Below are 21,082 nucleotides of genomic sequence, written 5' to 3' on the forward strand. Positions count from 1 at the left end.
GCCCCGACACTCGCCCCCCACCGCCCCGGTCTGCGGGGGGGCGGCGTCTTTGCACCCGCCCATGCGCGGGGGGGGGTTGCGTGGGGGGCGCCCCCGCGGGGGCCGCCCGGCTCCGTCCGTCGTCGGCTCCGCACCGTCAAGGCGATGCGGAGCCGGCTCGGTCGGGGTCAGACGGTGATCGGCTTGCGGTAGCGGACGTGCTCGTTCTGGCGCCGGAACCCCACGCTCTCGTAGAGGTCGTAGGACCGGTAGGGATTCGCGGTCCCGGTGTACAAACGGGCGGTCTGCGCTCCGTGGTCGCGGAGGCATCGCAAGCCTTCCAGGAGCAGGGTCCGCCCAAGTCCCAGACGCCTCGACTCTTTCCGGACGCTCAGTTCTTCGACCTCGCCCACGTTCGGGTCCTGCCGACGGATCGAGCACAGGGCGACACCGGCCATATGCTCCCCGTCCCAAGCAGCCCGCCAGCAGGCCGGGTCGGCCGTGGCGAGGAAGCTCTCGAACGTCCACCTCTCGGTGAAGGCGGCACCCGCGTAGGAATCGACGACCGTCTTCCAGGCCGCGCGGTAGCTGTTCGGGTCGATGGGACCGACCCGGATACCGGCCGGCAACGGCTTGCCGTCAGGGAGCTGCCGGAGATCGGCCAGCTCCAGCTCTACGAGGCTGAAGACACGCCGGTATCCAGCGTCGAGCAGTAGTTCCGTTGCGTCCTGTTCAGAGGCCATGGCGTTGGCGCCGAGCACGGCCGTCTGTGCGGTTCCGTGCTGCTGTACGAGCCGGTGGACACGGCTTTCCGCCCAGTTGAGCATGGCCGAGCCGATGCCCTGGCCGCGGTGCTCAGGCAGCAGGTAGCCACGATGCAGGTACAACCGCGTCCCGTCCCTCTCCTGCCACCACCTGATCGTCGAGTAGCCGACGACACCACCGTTGTGCTCCACCAGGACCTGGTTCCGGGACGGGTCGTCCAGCTTGGCCGAGGCGTCGGCGATCTCGGCGGCCGTCGGGAGACCTTCCACCACCGAGCGGGCGTCGATCCGGTCCCGCTCTGCACAGCCCAGCCGTACGGCGGCCATGGCGCCGTCGTCTGCCTGACCGTGATACGGCCGGAAGGCATAACCAGGCACCCATTCCAGCGATGCAAGGCCTTCGCCACTGCTCACGCCCACACCTAGACCCCCGTTACGTTCGACATTTGGACAGCGGTGTCATCGATCACGGAAGCGTAGGCCGTGCGGGTTGGGGCGCCTCGGCCGTTCGATGCGCGCGTGAGCCGATCTGGCCGGCGTACCGCAGATGAAATCAGTGGGGGCGGCGTCCGGTCAGCGCCTCCCACCGGTCGAAGGCCGCCTCTCGCTCTGCGAGTGCCTTGCGCAGCTCGGCACTGTTCTCATGCCGGGCGGTCACCTTCTCCAGCGCTGCCCGGGCCGTGTCGACGTCTGCCGTGTCGGCCCGCGCCTTCTCCAGGTTGGCGTCGGCTTGCTGAATCGCCTCTGCCCGCTGTCTGCGGAACTTCTCTTCTGCGGCGACGGCCTTCTCGATGCGGAGGCTGAAGCGGCGGACATCCACTTCGGCGAACTCGGCCCCGTCGAACTCCGCGAGTTCCGGACGGCCGTCGGATGTCCTGAGGTAGATGAACGTCGTGTCCGTACTCCTGGCCACTTCGAACCGCACCTCAAGGCCCGCCAGCGCCATCTCCTGCTCCTCAAGCACGGCAACGTGCTCGTAGAGCGACAGCTTGCCGAGTTCCTCGGCGAAGGCGCCACGGCCGGCGCTGCGTAAGCGCTTCAGCTCTCGAACGGCCTGCTCAATTCGGTTCTCGTAGGCCCGCTCAGCACGCGTCAGACGTTCTTGGGCGGCCGACACCTCCTGACTGGCCCTGCCGCGAACCGTGTTCACGGCGGCCCGGGCCCGGGCAAGGTCCTGGCGATCTGCCTTGTGGACCGCGGAGAAGGCGAAACTCCAGCCGCCGGGATACTGGACGAGCTGCCACACCCCCCACGCTGCACCGCCTATCAGGACTGCCGCCAGCACCAAGGTCACGCTCACCTGCACCCTCCCCGTAAGCCACGACCGCGATCTGACAGCACGGCCTCAACCCCGAATATCGAGAGTCGTTGAGGCGGCGTCAATGACGCCCCACAGCAGGGGGAGAGGCCCGGTGAGCGTTTCAGTGGTGCCTCTCTAGGGTGAGGACAGTTGCGGCGATTGACGTCATGCGGTGGGGGCTTACGCGGGACCGACGGAAGATGTGCCGGACTTCGGGCCTGCCATCCCGCGTTTGACGGTGCCCGGGCCTGGGCTGGGTACGGGGCGCCGCCCGCACAGGCGACCGGACCGCGCCGCTCGGAGCGGATCACCGGACCGGATGGGGACGCGGGTCGGGCGGGTCAGCCGGTCGTGAACGAGTATTCGTCGTACATGCCCAGGAAGGCACTCGAAGACCAGGCCGACGACGACGGTGTCGATGGCGAGGCCGAAGAGGAAGAGGCCCGCGGAGAAGACGGTCTCGACGGCATTGCGCAGCACTGATTGGCAGACGGCCACGGTGCCGGGGCGTTTCGGGTGGTAGGCGACGAGGATGACCTCGGAGCGGCTCTGGTCGTACATGGCACGGCTCTGGCCGTGCAGGTCCGTGTACACGAAGTTCCCCGTCGCGCCGAACAGGTCGGTCGTGCCTTCGCTCCGTACAGCCTCGACAGTGATGCCCTTCCGGGGCAGGTACCACTGGTTGCGGACGATCTTCAGCCCCAGGCAGCCGCCCCTTGGTGGCGGCCAGGCCGAAGGGGAGGCCGATCAGGACCGGCAACGCGAGGACCGCCGGCGCCGCGATCCAGACGGCCACGGTGAGCACGACGGTCAGGAGGGCGACGGCCCCGAGCCAGAGTCTGAACAAGCGCGTCCGCCTGTCCTGCCCGGACTCGGTCAGCGGCGGTGAGCTCCACTGCAACGGCGCTCCCCTCCGCGCGGATCCGCCGGACGGCCTGGAGCGGGATCCGCATCTCCACGTCCGCCCGGCTCAGTACCAGGTGGCACACCGTGCTCACCTGGATGGCCGGCCAGTTCCACGAGTGCAACGCATCCGTGATGGACGTACACCCGCACCAGGAATGACTTCGTGCGCTTGCGGCTCGCTGACCTGTGCTGCCTCCCCCGAGCGGCGGAGGCGGATGGCTCCAGAGGCGGAGGCGGCGCGCCGTGGGCGAACGGCAGAGTGCAGGTCATGGGAATCGACCGAGAAGGTCCGCCGCCCGCAAGTGCGGTTCTGGGGCGGGGATGGATCATTGCGCGCAAGGCCGCCGGCCTGACGGCCGCCGGCACGCTGGCGTGCTATCTAACGGTGAAGATCGTCTGGGTGGTCGTCGCGCTCTTGGGTCACGGCCGCCCGGGGGCAACCGAGGGCGGCACCACCGGGTGGCTGTTGCTCAACTCGGTCACGGTGGTGATGGCCGCGACGGGCGTCGCGCTCGGCCTGGCGCTGGCGCTGCCGTGGGGGATGCGGCTCCCCGCGGCGCCGGTGCTGTTCTTCTCATGGATGGGCAGCGGCTTTCTGGGCTCGCTGGTGCCGTACGGAGTCGTGGCCGCGCTGCTCGGCGCAGCCGGGGTCAGGCTGGGGGACGAGAGCGTCGCGGAGTCAGGCGGCCGCTCCGTCGCCGGCGAGGGTGGCATGTCCGACTGGGAGACGGCCTTCATCTCCGTCGGGTTCGTCGGGATGGCGGTGGGACTCGTCGTGGCTCTCCCGATCTACCTGAGGGAACGCTGGCCGCATGCCTTCGTCGGCCGGGTCGGGGACGGAGCGTACGTGGCGGCTCCGCGACGGCATCTACTGCTGGTGTCTGCGGCAGCCACCGCCCTCGCCGCGCTGTGGCTCTTCTGGGCCTTCGGGGGAACGCTCGGCCGCAACGAGGCGTCCGGCTCCTGGGACCTCAACGGTCGGCTGCTGATCGGAAGTGGGGCGATCTGGGCGCTGATCGGTGCCTGTGGTGTCTGGGCGCTTACCGGCTCCCCCCGCCGCCGACTGCCGATGTGGCTCCCCGTGATGACCGGTTTCGTCGCTTCAGGGTCGCTGTTCGCCTGGAACTCATGGCGGTTCGTCTGGGCCGTGCTGCGCCCCGGTGACTACGAGCCCCTCGAGCACCCTGCGGTGGCCGTCGTCGAGCACGGGGTCGCCATGTGTGCCGGCATCTGGATGTTCGGTCTGATCATTCGTGCGCATCGCGCACGCGTCACGCATGGCGACGCCGGGTTGAAGAACGGCACTCCGGGTGATCGAGGAGCGCTGCCGTCATGAACTCCGTCGCCGCCTTCGCTCTGGCGGTCTTCCTGGCCGTGGTCGGCCTCGCGCACTTCGTCGTTCCCGGCTACTTCCGCGGCCTGGTCCCGTCCTGGCTCCGGGGCGCCAGGTGGCTCGTCGCCGGCAGCGGAGCGGCGGAGATCGTCCTGGCCGTGCTGGTCCTTCTTCCGGATACCAGGGCTGCGGGCGGATGGGCCGCTGCTGCCCTGATCACCTCGTATCTGGCCTCCCACCTGGATGCCCTGACGCGCACCCGGCCCGACAAGACCCACCGGCTGGAGCGCCCGGTGGGGGTCGTGGCCCGGCTGGTGGTCAACCTGCTCTACATCGCCTGGGCGGTCGCGGTGGCCACGAGCTGAGCGCCCTCCCACTGATCCACCTCATCCAGCTCATCCACGTCCTGGTCACGTCCTGCGTCCTACTGCCGCCGTCCTGGGCGCCATGGCCGACGAGGCGCCCGGGGGCGTTCGCGGCCCGGCGGTCCGTACCGACCGGTCCTGGTTGGCCCCCACCGGTCGCCGGGTCTGTTCCTTACCGCCGACGACATCCGCGGCTGGCCATCCAGCTCACGAACCCGGGGGCAGAGAGATGGGCGAGGCAGTCGGGGCCCGCGCCGCGAGAGCCGTCCGCTCCTTGGCCGGCGGGGCTCTTTCCTAGGTGACCGAGCCCGCCGGCGGCGGATGAGGTCGTCGTTTGTTACCACTCGGGATGTACGTCGTGGCTGTCGTAGCGGGAGCCTGTTTCGGTGATCCAAGGTCGGAAGCGGCCGGGTCCGGAGGCTTCGTGGGCGTAGGCCACGGGTTCCTCGGTGTCGTCGGTGACGATGACGGCTCCGGTCTTCTCCGCGCAGCGCAGGGCGTGCGTCCAGTGCCGGCCGCGATGGCCGGTGCGGTAGTCGGGGGGTTTGCATTGAGTCATCGGTCCTCACCGCCGTGCCACGACGTCGCGTGCCTGCCCAAACGGAAAGAGCAGGCGCCCGGTATATACCGAACATGCGAAAATACCCCATTTGTGAAATTTTGAACATGTAGGTTTCGTCAGCCACCGGGCAGGCGCGAGCTCCGGTCCGCAAGGGCCGATCACGCGGTAGGGAAACGATGCCGTCGAGCGTCTCGGTCCTTCTGTACAGCAGCGACGCCGGCACCCGGGCACAGGTCCGGCTGGCCGTCGGTCGTAGCCCTGCGCCCGACGTCCCGCCGGTCGAGTTCGTCGAGTGCGCAAGCCTGCCGGCCGTGCTGCTGGCCTTGGACTCAAGACGTATCGATGCCTGCGTGCTGGACGGCGAGGCGGTGCCCATCGGCGGCATGGGCGTGTGCTGGCAGATCAAGAACGAGGTCTTCCGATGCCCCCCGGTCCTGCTCTTGATCGGACGGCCCCAGGACGCCTGGCTGGCCACCTGGAGCCACGCCGACGCCGTGACCACCCTGCCTGTGGAACCGGTGGGCCTCGCAGCAACCCTTGCGGCATTGCTCCGAGCGCCACCGTAGAGCTCTCGTGCCCTGTGTCAGGTGATCGTTCGTGTCCGCACAGGCGGGAGTGACCGCCCGTCCGGCGACTCCGCTCGGGCGTCGGCTCCCACTCCTACCTCGACAGCGCCACGCTTCGCATCACCTATGCGTGATCCGCATTCGGGATACTAGGGTTGCGGTCATGATGGGTACGGAGGACATCCTCAGACTCACCGTGTCCGCGCTGATGACGCGGGCCGGCGAACGGCAGGGCGACCTCGCTGCCGCTCTTGGGCAGTCGCAGGCGCAGGTCTCGCGCAAGCAGAGCGGGAAGTCCCACTGGTCGTTGGAGGACGTGGACCTGCTGGCCGCGCATTACCGGCTCCACCAGCTCGACCTGCTGGCCGGCCCGACGCACGCGGTGGGTGTGCTGCACGGCGCGGTCCCCAGTCTCCAGGCGGGCGCGCAGACACTCGGCGTACCGCTTCCGCCTCGCGGTCAACTCCCCGCCGTGGAGGCTGAGCCCGCCCAGGAGTCAGAGCCTGAGCCCGCCCGGGAGCCGGGGCCGGAGCCCGTACTCGAGCTCGAGCCCACGTCGGTCGAGCCGGTCGCGGGGACAGTGCGGCAAGGTGCGCCGGTGCCCGAGGTGCACGAGGTGCCGGAGCAGCCGTGTGTGTTGTGCGGGCAGCCGGCCTGGGATGAGGTGGATGGCTATCCGCAGCATCTCGATCCTGCGGAGTGCGCCGCGGCCGTCGCGGCCGCGAGTTCGCCCCTGCCGGCCGCAGCCGCCACGCCCATCTCGGCGCGCGTGGCGGTTCCCCCGGTCCAGCCGGCCCCGCCGGCTCCGGCCGCCCCGCCGGTGGCCGCCCCGCCAACCACGCCGGTCACCCCGTCGACTCCGGTCACCCCGTCGACTCCTGCCGAGCCGTCGACTTCCACCGGACCGTCGACACCCTCCGGAGGGCCGACCCCGGCGACCCTTGAAGGCCCGGGGGCTCCTGTCGTCCGGCCTGAGGTTCCGGCGGGCGGCGAGCCGGCCGTCCCCGCTCCTGCGGGGCCGCGGCAGAGCTCCCCGGGCTATGCCTCGACCACCCTCGTTGAGCAGATCACCGACCGCGTGCAGGACGTCCTCGCCGCCTGCTCCGGTGACGTCGACGGGGCGCACGCGGAGCTGATCAAGCATGCGATCCCGGACGTGATGACGCTGCTGAAATCCTCCCGGGTCGGCGGCCGGTACGAGCACTCCGAGTTCCCGCCGACCGCCGACATCCTGCGGAAGAAGTCCCAGAAGGGTGCGGACGACATTTGGGAGGGCCGCCCGAAATGGCGCAACGCGGAGCTTTTCGCCGCGGCCAAGAAGGGCGAGCGTATCGAGGTGACCGCGCTGGACATGAACGCCGCCTACCTCTCGGCGATGAAAGCATGGCTTCCGATCGGCCAGCTCCGCGAGGACACCAGCGGCGTCCATGATCCGAAGAAGGCCGGCGTCCACCTGATCACTCCCGCGGAGTGGCACCATGCCGACCTGCCCAACCCGCTCGGGGCCCGGATGGAGCCGGGGGAGCTGTGGGTCACCGAGTCCACCCTTCGCCTCCTCCTCGACTGCGCCCGCCAGGGCCTCACCGAGGCCCCGACGATCCACCGTTCGCTGGTCTCGGGAGCCTCGGAAGCGCTGCTGGAGAAGCTGCGCCGAGCGCTGGCGGAGACCCGGAAAACCGCGCTCGCGAACGGTGACGAATTGACCGTGGCCTACGTGAAGGCTATGTATTCTAAGTTCGTGTCGACGATCGGTGAATCCAGCGCGAACCGGGAAATCCGCCGCCCCGACTGGATGCACATCATCCGCGCGAAGGCGTTCGCGAATCTGTGGATGAAGGCCCACAAGGCCCACAAGGCCGGACTTCAGGTCGTGGAGATTTCCGGAACGGACGAACTTCACGTCGTGGGCGACTGGCGCACGGTTTTCCCGGAGGGCCGGGACCTGAACCAGGTCAAGGAAAAGGAAACTTACATTCTTGGGGGTAGGCGCTGATGGCCGGTTCTCCGGAGCTGTGGGCCCGCTGGGGAGACTTCGGAAAGTTCGAGACCCGGGGGATGAAGGGCGGCGAAGCGCTGATCCTTGAGCTGAACCGGATCGTGTACTCCTCCGGCATCTCCTCACCGGTGACCTCCAAGCGCGGGCTTTCGGCCCGCCTGCGGTACCTCGACAGCGCGGCAGGCCGCCAGGCGCTGAAGGACCAGGGCGTGTCGGCCCGTACGATCCGGTCGTGGATGCGCGGCAGGTCCAAGCCCTCGAAGGCCAACCTTCAGCGCATCGACAGCGCCTACTGGGCGCGACGCCGCGAGAACCTGATCCGCTCCGGCTGGTTGAAACGCCACCTCGACAACGACGGGCGGGGCCGCCGGATGGAGATCTACCCCGTCGACCAGAGCCACGTACCCGAACAACGCTTCCGCTCGAACGTCTCCCAGCGCACCCTCACCGTGCGCTACATCTGGGGCGACCTCGTCGACGCATACGCCGACCAGAACGAAGACCTCGTGGACGAGATCTGGGACGACGTCATCAGCGACCTCGACTCCGACTACAACGCCTACTCCTACGTGTCCTCGGTCGGCATCGGAGCCTAGAAAGTCGCGTCTTGTGGACGATCGCGTGATTCCAAGGTGAGTTCACCTAACTTCCCAGGCTTGGCTCGTGAGGGCCAAGGGGCTGTCCCGTAAACGATCTCTGCTCAGGGGTGTCTGGGATAGTCGGGGTGATCGGCATACGGTAGGGCGAGGTCGAGCAGGTCGTCGCATGGCCAGGGCTCGCCGTCGTACTGGCAGTCATCGCGGTTGTCCCACGGAAGTTCCGGGTCGCCTGTAGCCGGACTGAACTCATGGCGGGCGAGCACCCGTCGCTTGGCCTCGACCTCTCGGAGGACGCGAGCCGGGTCGTGCAGCGCCACATGCAGGGCGACCGCGGGACGGAATCCGGCGAGTTCTCCTTGGCAGAAGTCGACGGTGTGCCCATGAGCGGTCCACTCCCCGCGTACGTCACCGTCGCAGCGTCGGGCCAGGTCCGCCTCCTCGTCCAGCCGTGCGTGAAGGAACGTCACCAGATCTTGGCTCATGGGGGCATCCTGGACGATGCGCCGGGGCCCGGTCGCCCCATTTTCATGGTGCAGCCACCTCTGGGCCGGCCGATCGGCAATGAGTGAGCTCATGAGCGAGCACACGACGATCAACGCGGATCCAGAGGATCCCGCTTCTTTCGTCGCCCCCGATCTGCTCCTGAGCTTCTGGCGTCCATTCGAAGCCGACGGTGACCCAGATGAAGAGCAGGGCTACTACTTCACCTCTGTCCTTCTGGCACGACCCGGCTACTACGACACCCCAGCCGAAGCCGAGGAACGACTCCGGGTGATCCCCTGATCGTCGTCACATTCATGGAACCACCGCGGCAGTGAGCCTTTTCCAACCTCATTCCCAGCCGGGTGGTTGGGCTGATAGCGGAGTGAAGCCCCTGGTCTCACTGAGCTCTTTCCAACTTCACGCTGAGCTGGTCAGATACAGAGCGAGGACGGCTTGGACAAGTGCGGTGATGCGGACCGGACGGCGGCGGGCACGAGCACCGAGTTGGTCACGGGTGGACGCCCGCCTGCGCAGCCAGATACTCGACGCCGCGGTGGCCGGACTCCTTGGACACGTGGACGTGGACCGCGTGCCGGCCGGACGGCAGGGCAGGGTCGGAGTGGTCGCCGCGGAAGGCGACCTGTACCGCGTCGTGGCGGAAGCCGTGCAGGCCGTGCTCGGGTCTGTCCGGCCAGCGGCCCGGCCATACGAGGAAGACCGCGTTGCCGTTGTCGCCCAGTGCCGCGATGACCCGGTCCTCGGCCGTCCCCGGTGTGAACCGTGCCGACATCTCGAGCGGCAGGTGTGCCTCCAGTTCACGGTCGTCCATGACCGGCACGTCCGGTTCGCAGCCGCCGGCGCCGCAAGAGGGTCGGGCGCCAGGGTAAGGGCGGTGCACAAAGCGGGAGTTCGGCAGCGCCGCCGCCATTCGGCGGACCTCGTCGACGCTCTCCAACTGCGTCAGCAGTTCCGCTTCCTCGCCGCGGTGCTCCATCAGCGCGCACAGCCGCATGGCCTGGCGGTACGCGTCGCTGGCGTCAGCGGTGACGTGGACACAGTGTGTGTAGCCGGCCAGGCAGTCTTCGCACATGGCCGCATGGTGCCACCGGCTGGTCCGGACTGTCGCCCGGAATGATCGGCGGACTTCGAGCCCTTCATCAGATCGTCGTGCCAGGCCATGGAGGTGCCTTGAGCATGGTGCAGCCATGGGTGAGGCCTTGGCCAGGCCGCCCGTGACGGGGTGGTGCGCCGCCCCCGCCGACCAGGTCCCCTGCCCAGCCGGCCGCTCGAGGGCCTTGGCCTGGCGTCATGATCCTGCTGTGGCTGGAGTGATCACAGCGTCGGCCTCGTTCGTCCGACAGGGGTGCAGTCGACGAGCCGTGCGGTCAGGAATGCAGTCGACGAGCCGTACGGTCAGGAATGCAGTCGACGAGCCGTACGGTCAGGACATGCGGCGAGCAACCCGCTCGTGAGCTGCTCGCGGCTGCGGATCCGAGTCGAGGGGGACTGCGGGCGGGGGAGCACGGCACCGGGATACGGGAGCGAGCTTCACGGATTTTCGGACGGGTGGCGCGGCCTCGCCGCGGGCGGCCCGCCACCAATCTCCGCCCATCAGACATGCCATGAGGCCTGACCAGGCGGCCCTCAGACCTCGCCGGTGCGTCGTTCTGTTGTCAAGAGGTCTCGCACGTGGGGTCGTCGATGGCGGACACGGTGTACGGCGGGCGGCCGGGCGGCTGGTTCAGCTGGCTGTTGACCACGTAGAGGCGGCAGCCGTGGCGTGCGAGGGTGGTCGGCAGGTCGAAGGGCTTGCCGGTGATGCGATGGGTGACCGTGCCCGTACGCAGGTCGTCGTCCAGTTCGGCGATGTAGACGCCGTGCGGGGCACCGTAGTTGAGCACGGCGTAGAGCGTCCTGCCGCGCAGGACCATGCCGTCGGGTCCGAAGGACTGCTCGCCCAGGCGGAGTTGCTCGATCTGCTTGTCGGCCACGCCGATTCGCCAGACCGCCTCGGTGCCGTTGGACGCCACCAGGAGGGTGGTTCCGTCCTCGTTCGCGACGATGCCGTTCAACAGCCAGTACCGTGCGGGGAACTGCGGAAACGCGCCACGTATGTCGAGCCAGGGTTCCAGCGGACCGAGGGTGCCGTTCCGGATCTCTGCCCGGTGGATGACGGGGTTGGCCCAGTCGGTCACGTACACGGCGTCCTTCGTCACGACCAGGTCGTTCAGGTCGGGAGCCCCGAGCGGTCCGTCGACAGCGGTACGGGTGGCCAGCAGCCGGCCGTGCTGGTCGTGGACGGTCAGGGTCGCGCCGCCCACGGAGTGGACGCGTCCCCGGCGATCGGTGTGGACGCCCAGGGAACTGGGCCGGTCCTCAAGGCCGCGGGCGGGGAAGGGGCGCAGGTTCGGGTCGCCGACGCGGCCGCGGTAAAGGGCGCCGGTGCCGTCCGAGGAGACGTACATCGTGCCGTCCCGGGCGATGGTGATCCCCTCGGGCAGCACACCGGGTTCCCGGGAGACGACGTAGGTGTCGGGCAGTTCCCGGGCCTCGGCCGGGCCGGGTGCCGCGGACAAGGTGGTGAGCAGGACCGTGGCGGCGAGGCAGGCGGTACGGACATGACTGCGGCGCATCGATGAACTCCTCCGGTGAGGTGGGCCGGTCGCAGGGCGGATCGCTCGGCGGACACTCGGAGCCTGGCCTGTCGTTCCGCGGAACGCACTGCCTTTCACCCCTGTGCGAAAGGGTCCGACGGCCCGATAATCGGTCGGCGTGATCCGCCTACACTTCACCGCCGCCGACCTGCGACAGATCACCCGCGCCCCGGCGGCCAACGCGCTGTCGGAGACCGCCCTGAGCCTTCGCCTCCGCCACGCGCAAGCTCCTCGGGGCGCCGGCAGGCTGCACCCGGACGTGGAACAGTGGCGTCACTCTCTGGACGCGAAGGGGACCGCGCGGGCCGGCATCCTCGCCGGGCTGGTCGCCGAACGGGACTTCGTACCGGACTTCCTCCTGCAGCCCACGGTGCACGACTTCGAGGACGCGCTCGACCTTGCCGCCTCCACGCCGACGGAGCGGTTGGCGATGGATCTCGGGATCCCGGAGACCTCCGGCTGGAACGGCGGCCTGGCCAACCCCGGCAGGTGCGCCCACGAGCTCGCCCAGGGAACGCCGGCCGCACGACATGCCCTGGTGAGCGACGCGCGCCGCCACTTCGAGGCATCGATCGGTCCGCTGTGGCCGAGGATTCGCAGCGACGCCCTGACCGATCGCGCGCTGCGGGCCGAGATGCTGCTCCGCGGGGGTGTCGACGCCCTGCTGACCACCCTGGGGACGACCTGGCGATGGCAGCCGCCCACGCTGCATCTGCCCTCGCCCTCCACGTACGACATTCCGCTGTGCGGCCGCGGGCTGCTGCTCGTGCCCTCGTGGTTCGCCACCGGCCCGCTGGTGATGTACCGCCCCGAGGCGGCGACGGTCCTCGTCTACCCCATGTGTCGCGGAGCCGGGCCGGACCACCGGCCGGAGGCTCTGGGGGCGTTGCTCGGCCGGACGCGGGCGAAGGTGCTCGCACTACTGCGCACCCCCGCCACCACCACGACCCTCGCCGACCGCGCCGGCGTCTCCCTCGCCGCGGCCAGCCAGCACGCCGCCGTCCTGCGCGGCGCGGGCCTGATCGACACCGTACGGACCGGCACCGCTGTACTCCACAGCCTCACGTCGTTGGGCCAGTCCCTGCTGGCTGGAACGTGAGCGGCCGCATGGCGTCCGCGCTCGGCCGGAAGACCGTCACGGGCCCTCTCCGGCAGCATCGAGGGCATCGTGAAGCGCATCAAGAAGTGAGGCGTCCTTTCCGGGTCGGTCGACTGCTTCCACGTCTTGGGCGGCCGGTGCCCTAATCGTGTTGACCGCACCCGGCAGCCGGTGCTGGAGTCGGCACGTGGACAGCATCCCCGCCAACCGGCAGCTCTGGAACCGGATCAGCAGCGCCTACCAGCACGAGCACGACCCGCAAATCGGCGCCGCACCCCGGCTGTGGGGCATGTACTCCATCCCCGACGCGCAGCTGCACGCCCTGGGCGACGTCACCGGCAAGCGCGTCCTCGAACTCGGCTGCGGCGCCGGCCAGTGGTCCAGGGCGCTCGCCGCCGAGGGCGCCAGCGTGGTCGGGCTCGACCTGTCTGAAGCCCAACTCGGCGCAGCGGCTGGCGCGATGGGAGCGGCCCGCTACCCGCTCGTGCAAGGCGCCGTCGAACAACTCCCCTTCGCGGACGACAGCTTCGACCTGGTGTTCTGCGACTTCGGTGGGCTCAGCTGGGCGCCCCCGCACCTGGCCGTCCCGCAGGCCGCACGCGTCTTGCGCCGAGGCGGGCGCCTGGTGTTCAACGTCGCCAGCCCATGGTTCGAAGCTTGTTACGACGAAAGCGCCAGCCGCGTGACCACGACGCTGCAGCAGGACTACTTCGGGCTGAACACCATCGCCGAAGGCGACGGCGCGACCAGCTATCAGCTCACCTACGGCGGCTGGGTCAGGGTCCTGCGCGGCGCGGGTCTCGTCATCGACGACCTCATCGAGCCACGGCCCGAACTCGGAACACCCAACGGCTACAACGAAACCGACCCACCCGACTGGGCACACCGCTGGCCGGCGGAACTGCTCTGGGTAGCCCACAAACCGTGAAAACCGCTGCGCGAGACGTGAAGGATCCCCTTGCCGGCAGGCCTGGGCCGTCTCCTTCAGATCATCGGATCGCCCAAGGCATCGGATCGAGCCGGATATGTTGCGGTGCGACGTCAGGCATGAAGGGGGATCACGATGGAGCGGCGGAAGCTGATCGGGATCGGGGTCGGGATCGGGATCGGGATCGGGGCGGGGACGGCGGTGCTGCCCGCCTGGTGGGCCCTGCGTCAGGTGGCGAACGGGAGCGAGGGGGACTGGCGCACCGACACCGCACCGCTGGAGCAGGCGTTCCCGATGCTGGGCCCGCTCACCGACGCCCAGTGGGTGAGCAGCCGTGACAACGATCGGAGCTTGCCGTCGCCGGAGCTGGTGATCTCGGGCCTCGCCCGGCTGGCACCGGGGAAACTCGTCGAGCTGACGGCGGCCCACGCCTTTGTATCCGAGGGGCCGGCCGATGACTTCTCCTCCTGGTTCGAGAAGCCGCTCAAGGGCCAGGGCCCGGAGAACCCGCAGTGGATCCGGTCGGACGAGCTCGACCTCGACGGCAGCGGCCACGGCCACTCCACCAAGCTGTGGTTCGACCGTCGCAGCGAGACCGTCCGCTTCTGGGCACTCGACCCGTACGAGGGTGCGGTCAAGGGCTGACGATCAGCCCCACGGTCGCCAGCGTGCCGGCCGCGAGGGACAAGAGCGTGAGCCAGGTCGCGCCCCTCACGGAGACGTGGCGGTTCTTGCGCTCCCTGCGGACCGTCGCCTTCGTTCCCATGTGCACGCGCCTCGTGTTGAGCGGATCGTAGACCAGCGGGTACCGGTCGCCGACCACGTGCGCGGGGCCCATCGTGACGCCCGTGCGGTACTGGGCGGTCTGGCCGTGCTGGGTGTCGAACTCGTACACGGCGGACCCCGTGCCCGTCGTGTTGATCGGCCTCAGGCTCACCAGTCGAGCTTCGACCTCGACGCCGGATTCGTTCAGCTCCGTCATCTTCTTGCGCGCGTCCCGCTCGCCGGCGATCAGCAACAGGCCGAAGACGAAGACCGGCACGGACAGGATGATGAAACAGACGAGTACGGCAGTCACCAAGTTCACAGGCGGACGGTACGACACCACAGGTCCCTCCCGGAACCCCCACACTTCTTCACCGGCATGGACTTCGCACCTTACGATCACGCGCATGTCGATCACTTCGCCCATACCCGTCCTCGAAGGCGACAGAGGCGCTGAACTCAGCGCTGATGGTGAGGAGCTGTTGCTGCGTCGCCCGGACGAGGTGCTGCGCATCCCCTTCGCGGCCATCGCCCGCGTAAGTGTCGAGCGCCGCGACGTCGCCGTCGAGCTGACGGCCCCGGCCGGCACCGAGCCGACCGTGTACCGGGTCAAGGGCGTGAGCGCGGCCGCCGCCACCGTCTTCGCGGACGCGGTGAACGCCGCGCTTCCCGACCGCGACGAGAGCGAGGAGCCGGCCGACGGGGCCACGCTCGTCGTGACCCGGAGTCTGGTCTCCGGCGACGAGAGGGACGAGGGCGACGAGGAGGGCGAGGACGAGCGAGAGCGCGGACTCGGCGTGAGCGGAAGGTGGGTGACCTGCACCGCCCTCGTCGCGGTCGCGGCCCTCGCGGTCGTGGTGGGGCTCCTCGACAAGAACTGGGGCCGGGGGATCGCCACACTGCTGCTCGGCGAGCTCGGCGTCGGATCGACCTTGCTCACCTGGACGGGGCTGCGGACGAGCTTCGACGGCTGGTATCTCCCCCGCTACGGCATCACCGTGGACGCGCAGCAGGTCTACCGGCATGGCACGACCACCAACGCGTATACGGCCACCGACGGCGTGACCCGTTACGTCGGCGGCGACAACGAGGGCAAGCCCGTCCGGGTCGCCTACCACCCGCGGAAGCCGCAGATCGCGATCGTCCGTAAGGGGTGGGGCGAACTGGCGGGCACACTGAGCCTGTTGCTGGTCATCGCCGCCATCTCGGGGTTCATCGACTACGGGACGTTGGCCTTGGCTCTCCCCGCCTTCGACGGCTAGGGTCGTCAGGCGCCATATACGAACGGCCTAGTCACCGTGGTCGTCCTGCAGCAATCTGCGACGTTCCTGTTCGCGCTTGGAGTAGGCGGCTGCCCGGATCGCCTCGTCGCTCTCCAAGCCCGATCCAAGGGCGCCGCCCACGGTGGCGACCGAAGCGACGAACCAGGACAACGTCCAGTACCCCGTGGCGTGAAGCGGGGCTCGTGTCACGGAAGCGAACACTTGGTCGTTGAGGATGAACAGCGCCCACACCAAGTTGGTGACCAGCAAACCCACGTAGCAGACGAGCACCCCGATACCCACGGTCACGACGGTCGAGGCGTTGTAGAGAGCAGCCCTCTGCCTCGCCTCTGGCGAATGCTCCGGTGATCGATGCCACAGGTTCGCGTCCACGATCAGCCAGCCGATCATGATCGCGATGGACCCGACCGTGGCGATCACGAGGCGTGGCGTGCTCAGGGAGGCGGCCAGGCTCCAGACGGTGGAGTTCACGGTGGCGACTGCTCCCGTGGCGAGTGCGGCCGCCAGGGCCTTCGACAAGCCCGGCACCAACCGCCACGGCCGGTTGGCGCGGACCATACCGGCGAGCACTCGCAGGTAGCCGCGCGGCCCGCTGACGACGTACCGAAGATCGTCTGTCTCCTTCTCACCGGCTCGGCCGGGCTGAACAGGCGCGAGACGATTGAGAAAGGGCCCCAGACGCGGCTGACCTCGCGGAGGCCCTTCGGCCCCAGCGGTTTGCGCACCCGCCAGGCCAAGAACAGCTTCTTCGACGGCCCGCCGGGCCCTCGTCTGCAGTCTCAGGCCCCCCAGTGAAGGAAGAGAGAGCAGCGCCAAGCCGTGTTCGTGATTCAGATGGACAGCAAGCTTGCGCCCGTGTGAGTGCAGCGGAAGGTCGGTGAGGGCCACGACGATGTCCCAGTGCTCCGCACTCCCACGATCCATGATCCGACGCATCAAGGTGGGCGGGTCCTCGGTCCCCGCAGTGAAGGGCTCACTGACCACCTCGACGTCGAACCGTTGCCCCTGGCCTGACTTGTCGGCGAGCCGATCCGGCAGAGTCTGGGCGATGCGCCGAGCGATCTCGGTCGGCGCGTCCGGGTCCGCGAGGAGAGCCACGACCGTAACGCCCGGCGACGACACCGGCATGGCTGAACCCTTTTCGTCGGCTGTTCCCGCGATCGGAAGTGCCCACAGGATGCCCCGGGGGTGGCGTCGGCGCCATGTGACACGCTGGCCCCCGCCGACCGGGCAGGCGGGCTCTCTTTGTGGGCTTGTGTGAGCTGTTCGGCGTCCTGCTTCCGGGGATCAAGCCGAGGATCGAGCGGTTGCGCGTCGCGGGCCGCACCTGTTCGTGCACACGACGGGGGGTGGGTCCTGCCCGTCCTCGACGGGGGCTTCGACGCAGCGACTTTCTCCTGTCTCGCCTGGCCCCGGGCCACTGGGGTGGGGATGCCGCCTCGGGAGCACTGCTCCGGTGCGGTGACGGGCCTGCGCGTGTTGGGCGTGTCGGTCGGGCCGGGAGGCCTTCGCCCGAAGGATTGTGGCGGCCGCGGTACCGGCCTCGACGACAACTCCGACCGCCGATGCGAAATGGGACGTGGTGTGGCCAGAAGACGTGGTGTGGCCAGAGGACGCAGGAGGAACCGGGGTTTCGGCGCTGTGGGTGTGGCGGTGGCCCTCGTCTGGGCATGTGCCGCTGCCGGGTACGCCCGACCCTCCGAGGCGACGCCCGGCGGCTTCGAGCGGGCGGCCGAGCAGGCGGCAGCAGAGTTCGGTGTGCCGAAGGAGGTACTCCTCGGCGTCAGCTACGAGTCCTCGTGGTGGGAGGGGAACCACGGTCGCCCCAGCACCAAGGGCGGCTACGGTCCGATGCACCTGACGGACACGACGTCCGGGAGAACCTACGTCCACCGCCCAGGCGAAGGGCCGGTGGACGCCACGGGCACCGACGACCCGTCCGAGCACACCTTGCAGGCCGCCGCCGCGATGATCGGCGTCGCGCCGCAGACGCTCAAGCGGGACGAACTGCAGAACCTCAGAGGCGGCGCCGCTCTGCTCGCCTCGTACCAACGGCAGATCACCCGGGAGATCTCACCGGACGCGGGCAGGTGGTACGGGGCTGTGGCGCGCTACAGCCAGGCCGCTGACGCCGCCACGGCCGGCCGGTTCGCCGACGGCGTGTTCACGGTGATCCGCACCGGCAAGCAGCGGGTGCGCGAGGACGGCCGGACGGTGTCGTTGCCGAAGTCGCCGGTCGTCCGTCCGGACCGGTCACAGCTCGCATCCCTGAGGCTGCGAACGGCGGCCGCGGCCGCGGTGCCGGAGTGCCCCCGCGAGCTGAACTGCCGGTTCGTTCCCGCCGCCCTCTCGAACTACCAGGCCTCCGCGCGGAACTCGAACGGCATGGGCGTCGACTTCATCGTCATTCACGACCTCGAAGGGTCCTACGACGGGGGAATCAGCTGGTTCCAGGATCCCGTCAGCGGGGTCTCCGCGCATTACGTGATGAAGGCCGACGGCAGCGAGGCAACACAGATGGTTGCCACCAAGGACGTCGCCTTCCACGCCGGAAACTACTGGGTCAACCTGCACGGCATCGGTATCGAACTGGAGGGATACGCCGCCCAGGGGCCCAGCTGGTTCACTCCGGCCCAGTACAAGGCCACTGCCGCATTGGTGGTCTACCTGGCCCGGCGCTTCGACGTCCCACTGGACCGCAAGCACATCATCGGGCACGACAACGTCCTGCCACCGAGGCCGGCCCGCGCGCCGGACGCCCACTGGGACCCCGGCCCCTACTGGGACTGGGAGAAGTTCATGGCTCTCCTGGACGCCGACCACCGCCAGGAGTACGAGGCGGCGGGGCGAAGGGCGGGCGGAAACGTCGGGATCGGGCAGGCGGTCATGATCGCCCCGACGTTCGGCAAGAACAAGCAGACGGTGACGGTGTGCGATCCGAACTGCCGGACGCAGACCGGGCCTTCGAACCTCCTCTACGTCCGTACGGCGCCCCGCGACGATGCCCCGCTCGTCTCCGACCCCGCCCTCCACCCGGACGGGTCGCCGGGAACGGACCGCATCGACGACTGGGGGTCCACCGTTGTGTGGGGGCAGGAATTCGTGGTCGCCGACGTACGGGGGGACTGGACGGCCATCTGGTTCGGTGGGCAGAAGGGATGGATCCACAACCCTGCGGGCGTGCACACCCGCCTTGCCCCGAACGCGCCCATCGTCCGTCCCGCGAGCGGGGCGAAGTCGGCCTCCGTCTACACGACGGCCTACCCTCGCGCCGACGAGTACCCCGAGGGGGTGACCGCATCGGAACAGACGCGGTTCACCACGTACACGTTCCCCCAGGGGCAGGCGTACGTGGCCGCTCGGACACCGGTGGGCGCCGACGACTTCTCCCCTGCCACACCGACGCGCCCGGAGATCGTGGTCACTGGTGACCAGCAGTACGAGGTGATCCAGTACAACCGCCGCCTGGCCACGGTCAACACGGCGGAAACACGCCGATAGGGCCCCGAGCCGAGCTGACCCGACCCTTCCCCGACCCGGCGGCCTTCGCCATCCGGCAAGGCCTGGCGACGCGGATGTGCACGCCGTCGCGCGGGTAGCCACTCCGGCCGGGAGACGGCCGGACCGATCCGCCGCGTGACCGGGTCTGTCTGGGCCCCGGCCCCAACGGCGCCACGGCCGTCGTGCCGTTGGCCGGCTGGAACGAGGGTGCACGGAGACGCCGAAGGGGAGGGCCGTATCCTGAGCAGGCGACGCGGGCACCGCCGATGAGCCGCAGCCGTCCGTCGCCTCCGGGCGCCCACGGCGGTTACCGGATGCCAGGCAAACGACCGGGAGTTGACAGTGATCAGTCTGGCCGCAGTGGGGGGAGTGGCCCTGGTCGAACTGGGCATGGCCCTGACTCCGGGACCGAACATGATCCACCTCGCCTCCCGCGCGATCACCCAAGGCCGCAGGGCGGGCCTGGTCAGCCTGAGCGGAACCGCCGTGGGATTCCTGTGCTATCTGGTAGCCGCGGCCGCCGGCCTGTCCGCGTTGTTCGCCGCCGTGCCGCTGGCGTTCACGCTGGTCAAGCTCGCCGGGGCCGGCTACCTGGCCTACCTGGCCTGGGACATGCTCAGGCCCGGTGGCCGCTCACCCTTCGCGCCGGCCCAGGACCTGCCACCCGTCTCCGACGCGCGCCTGTTCTCGATGGGGCTCCTGACCAACCTGCTCAACCCCAAGATCGCTCTCATGTACGCCGCTCTCCTGCCCCAGTTCATGGATGCGCAGGCGGGTCCGGCCTGGGCGCAACTGCTGCAGCTCGGTGGTGTGCAGATCATCGTGGGGATCTCCGTGAACGCCCTGATCATGCTGGGCGCGGCACGGGTGTCTGGCTTTCTGGCCGCCCGACCCCGCGTGATGACCGCTCAGAGGTTCCTGGCAGGCAGCGTGCTCGGCGTCTTCGCACTGCGCACAGCCCTCTCCCGTACCCCTGGCCCGGCCTGAGCCATGCACGCGCACCGGTGGGACCGGTGCTCCGCCTAGGCAGGTTGAGGCAGAGAGTCGTCGGCGCCGCGCACGGGTAACTAGGTCCACCCTTTCCGGTCGCATCCAACTGATTCCAGCACCTCGAGGCGCGGGGGATCGCGTGGAATTGCTGCTTGCGTCAGGTGCTGACGGGTCGAATGACTCAGCAGCCGCCTCAAGGGCCCGCTCAGCCGGGCCGCCCAGCGCTGAAGCGGAGATCCAGTGTGCGGCAGCGTCCGCGTACGCGACGGGGTGTAGCGTCGCGATCATGAAACCGTTAAACGGCCACACCACTGACCAGGCGCCGGCTGATCCGGCCGCCACCGACGACGTATTGGCCGGCCAGCCCATCGGCTATTGGGCCGGCCTCGTCCACGAGGCTGTGACAAGGCGTTTGCGTGACGCCATGGCGAGGATCGATGTCACCCAGCCGCAGTACTGGGTGCTCAACCGGGTGACCGGCGGGCCCACGCCGCCCAGCCGTGAGGAGGTGATCACCCAGCTGACCCCTCTTGCGGGCGGGCAGTACGAAATCCCCCGGGTCATCGACCAGTTGCTGCACCGGGGCTGGCTGGGTATCGACGCCGGACAGAGACTGCACCTCACCGATGCCGGCGAGGCTGCCCGGGTCCGGCTGCGCAGGCTGGCCACAGAGCTGCGCGCGGAGGTCCATCAGGGCGTCAGTGACGAGGAGTACGTGGCCGTGCTCAGGGTGCTGCGCAGGATGATCGCCAACGCCGAGGGAGATGGTTCCGCCTAGGTACCTCGTTTCAGCTTCGTCAGCAGCGGGGTTCGGAACAGAGTGGCGGCGAGCATCCGGCCATGCGGTCCCTGAAGGCGGCGTTCCCGCGGTACCGGCGCTCGATCCCGAGCGAGCTGCGCTCGCCGACGCGGCAGGACCAGAGCACAGGGGGGGAGCGTCGTCTCCGGCTCCTGGGCAGCCCCGCCGTGCCCGTCGAGCGGTGGGCGCCCTGGAAGGCTCGGCGTGGCG

21 protein-coding genes and 1 pseudogene are annotated in these 21,082 nt (G+C 69.2%); 13 read left to right on the plus strand and 9 right to left on the minus strand.

The window, feature by feature from the left end:
• Positions 1 to 167: 167 nt before the first annotated feature.
• From ACIGXE_RS08910 to ACIGXE_RS08920, 3 genes and pseudogenes are all read right to left on the minus strand, one after another.
• Positions 168 to 1,163 (minus strand): GNAT family N-acetyltransferase, encoded by a 996-nt coding sequence (locus ACIGXE_RS08910; protein ID WP_399744972.1) that lies wholly within the window; start codon positions 1,161 to 1,163, stop codon positions 168 to 170.
• 133 nt (positions 1,164 to 1,296) lie between these two features.
• The gene (locus tag ACIGXE_RS08915; RefSeq protein WP_399744974.1) at positions 1,297 to 2,043 is read right to left on the minus strand and encodes a hypothetical protein; all 747 of its coding nucleotides are present in this window, start codon (positions 2,041 to 2,043) and stop codon (positions 1,297 to 1,299) included.
• A 121-nt stretch (positions 2,044 to 2,164) separates the two neighbouring features.
• Positions 2,165 to 2,280: pseudogene (locus tag ACIGXE_RS08920) on the minus strand (IS5/IS1182 family transposase); the annotation flags it as partial.
• Between the two features lie 937 nt (positions 2,281 to 3,217).
• On the opposite strand from ACIGXE_RS08920, the gene ACIGXE_RS08925 reads away from it, so the two are divergent.
• Both ACIGXE_RS08925 and ACIGXE_RS08930 read left to right on the plus strand, forming a co-directional pair.
• A complete protein-coding gene (locus ACIGXE_RS08925; protein WP_399744975.1) occupies positions 3,218 to 4,285 on the plus strand; it encodes a hypothetical protein in 1,068 nt (355 codons plus the stop codon).
• Positions 4,282 to 4,647, plus strand: a complete 366-nt coding sequence (locus ACIGXE_RS08930) for a hypothetical protein (RefSeq protein WP_399744977.1) — start codon at positions 4,282 to 4,284, stop codon at positions 4,645 to 4,647. The genes ACIGXE_RS08925 and ACIGXE_RS08930 overlap by 4 nt, the downstream gene beginning before the upstream one ends.
• Before the next feature lie 337 nt (positions 4,648 to 4,984).
• Here ACIGXE_RS08930 and ACIGXE_RS08935 read toward each other — a convergent pair whose 3' ends face one another.
• Complete coding sequence (locus tag ACIGXE_RS08935) at positions 4,985 to 5,206, minus strand: hypothetical protein (protein WP_399744979.1); 222 nt, start codon at positions 5,204 to 5,206, stop codon at positions 4,985 to 4,987.
• A gap of 179 nt (positions 5,207 to 5,385) precedes the next feature.
• On the opposite strand from ACIGXE_RS08935, the gene ACIGXE_RS08940 reads away from it, so the two are divergent.
• The 3 genes from ACIGXE_RS08940 to ACIGXE_RS08950 all read left to right on the plus strand — a co-directional run bounded on the left by ACIGXE_RS08940 (position 5,386) and on the right by ACIGXE_RS08950 (position 8,367).
• Entirely contained in the window at positions 5,386 to 5,775 is a 390-nt protein-coding gene (locus tag ACIGXE_RS08940) for a hypothetical protein (protein WP_399744981.1), read from the plus strand.
• A 163-nt stretch (positions 5,776 to 5,938) separates the two neighbouring features.
• Positions 5,939 to 7,768, plus strand: a complete 1,830-nt coding sequence (locus ACIGXE_RS08945; RefSeq protein ID WP_399744983.1) for an acyltransferase — start codon at positions 5,939 to 5,941, stop codon at positions 7,766 to 7,768.
• On the plus strand, positions 7,768 to 8,367 hold the full coding sequence (locus ACIGXE_RS08950) for a hypothetical protein (protein ID WP_399744984.1): 600 nt from the start codon (positions 7,768 to 7,770) through the stop codon (positions 8,365 to 8,367). The genes ACIGXE_RS08945 and ACIGXE_RS08950 overlap by 1 nt, the downstream gene beginning before the upstream one ends.
• A gap of 104 nt (positions 8,368 to 8,471) precedes the next feature.
• On the opposite strand, the gene ACIGXE_RS08955 is transcribed toward ACIGXE_RS08950, so the two are convergent.
• Positions 8,472 to 8,852 (minus strand): DUF6221 family protein, encoded by a 381-nt coding sequence (locus tag ACIGXE_RS08955; RefSeq protein WP_399744986.1) that lies wholly within the window; start codon positions 8,850 to 8,852, stop codon positions 8,472 to 8,474.
• Between the two features lie 91 nt (positions 8,853 to 8,943).
• Between ACIGXE_RS08955 and ACIGXE_RS08960 the strand changes: the two genes are divergently transcribed.
• Positions 8,944 to 9,153 (plus strand): hypothetical protein, encoded by a 210-nt coding sequence (locus tag ACIGXE_RS08960; protein WP_399744988.1) that lies wholly within the window; start codon positions 8,944 to 8,946, stop codon positions 9,151 to 9,153.
• Positions 9,154 to 9,361: 208 nt separating this feature from the next.
• On the opposite strand, the gene ACIGXE_RS08965 is transcribed toward ACIGXE_RS08960, so the two are convergent.
• The gene (locus tag ACIGXE_RS08965; RefSeq protein ID WP_399744990.1) at positions 9,362 to 9,943 is read right to left on the minus strand and encodes a hypothetical protein; all 582 of its coding nucleotides are present in this window, start codon (positions 9,941 to 9,943) and stop codon (positions 9,362 to 9,364) included.
• Between the two features lie 583 nt (positions 9,944 to 10,526).
• Positions 10,527 to 11,486 (minus strand): hypothetical protein, encoded by a 960-nt coding sequence (locus ACIGXE_RS08970; RefSeq protein WP_399744992.1) that lies wholly within the window; start codon positions 11,484 to 11,486, stop codon positions 10,527 to 10,529.
• A 139-nt stretch (positions 11,487 to 11,625) separates the two neighbouring features.
• Here ACIGXE_RS08970 and ACIGXE_RS08975 point away from each other — a divergent pair, with 139 nt between their 5' ends.
• From ACIGXE_RS08975 to ACIGXE_RS08985, 3 genes are all read left to right on the plus strand, one after another.
• A complete protein-coding gene (locus ACIGXE_RS08975) occupies positions 11,626 to 12,606 on the plus strand; it encodes an ArsR/SmtB family transcription factor (RefSeq protein ID WP_399744994.1) in 981 nt (326 codons plus the stop codon).
• 187 nt (positions 12,607 to 12,793) lie between these two features.
• Positions 12,794 to 13,534 (plus strand): class I SAM-dependent methyltransferase, encoded by a 741-nt coding sequence (locus ACIGXE_RS08980; protein WP_399744996.1) that lies wholly within the window; start codon positions 12,794 to 12,796, stop codon positions 13,532 to 13,534.
• Between the two features lie 135 nt (positions 13,535 to 13,669).
• Positions 13,670 to 14,179, plus strand: a complete 510-nt coding sequence (locus ACIGXE_RS08985; RefSeq protein ID WP_399744998.1) for a hypothetical protein — start codon at positions 13,670 to 13,672, stop codon at positions 14,177 to 14,179.
• On the opposite strand, the gene ACIGXE_RS08990 is transcribed toward ACIGXE_RS08985, so the two are convergent.
• A complete protein-coding gene (locus ACIGXE_RS08990) occupies positions 14,169 to 14,726 on the minus strand; it encodes a DUF3592 domain-containing protein (RefSeq protein WP_399745000.1) in 558 nt (185 codons plus the stop codon). The two genes, ACIGXE_RS08985 and ACIGXE_RS08990, sit on opposite strands and share 11 nt — an antisense overlap.
• Here ACIGXE_RS08990 and ACIGXE_RS08995 point away from each other — a divergent pair.
• Positions 14,707 to 15,561: a hypothetical protein gene (locus ACIGXE_RS08995; protein ID WP_399745002.1), complete on the plus strand. Its 855-nt coding sequence runs from the start codon at positions 14,707 to 14,709 to the stop codon at positions 15,559 to 15,561. The genes ACIGXE_RS08990 and ACIGXE_RS08995 overlap by 20 nt on opposite strands.
• A 27-nt stretch (positions 15,562 to 15,588) precedes the next feature.
• On the opposite strand, the gene ACIGXE_RS09000 is transcribed toward ACIGXE_RS08995, so the two are convergent.
• Entirely contained in the window at positions 15,589 to 16,710 is a 1,122-nt protein-coding gene (locus tag ACIGXE_RS09000; protein ID WP_399745004.1) for a hypothetical protein, read from the minus strand.
• 333 nt (positions 16,711 to 17,043) lie between these two features.
• Here ACIGXE_RS09000 and ACIGXE_RS09005 point away from each other — a divergent pair, with 333 nt between their 5' ends.
• The 3 genes from ACIGXE_RS09005 to ACIGXE_RS09015 all read left to right on the plus strand — a co-directional run bounded on the left by ACIGXE_RS09005 (position 17,044) and on the right by ACIGXE_RS09015 (position 20,851).
• Positions 17,044 to 19,083 carry an N-acetylmuramoyl-L-alanine amidase gene (locus ACIGXE_RS09005; RefSeq protein ID WP_399745005.1) on the plus strand — a complete coding sequence of 680 codons (2,040 nt, stop codon included), beginning with the start codon at positions 17,044 to 17,046 and terminating at the stop codon, positions 19,081 to 19,083.
• A gap of 342 nt (positions 19,084 to 19,425) precedes the next feature.
• Positions 19,426 to 20,070, plus strand: a complete 645-nt coding sequence (locus ACIGXE_RS09010; protein ID WP_399745007.1) for a LysE family translocator — start codon at positions 19,426 to 19,428, stop codon at positions 20,068 to 20,070.
• Positions 20,071 to 20,359: 289 nt separating this feature from the next.
• On the plus strand, positions 20,360 to 20,851 hold the full coding sequence (locus tag ACIGXE_RS09015) for a MarR family winged helix-turn-helix transcriptional regulator (RefSeq protein WP_399745009.1): 492 nt from the start codon (positions 20,360 to 20,362) through the stop codon (positions 20,849 to 20,851).
• Positions 20,852 to 21,082: the final 231 nt, after the last annotated feature.

Source organism: Streptomyces sp. NPDC053431, from assembly GCF_044544925.1.
Classification (GTDB): Bacteria; Actinomycetota; Actinomycetes; order Streptomycetales; family Streptomycetaceae; genus Streptomyces.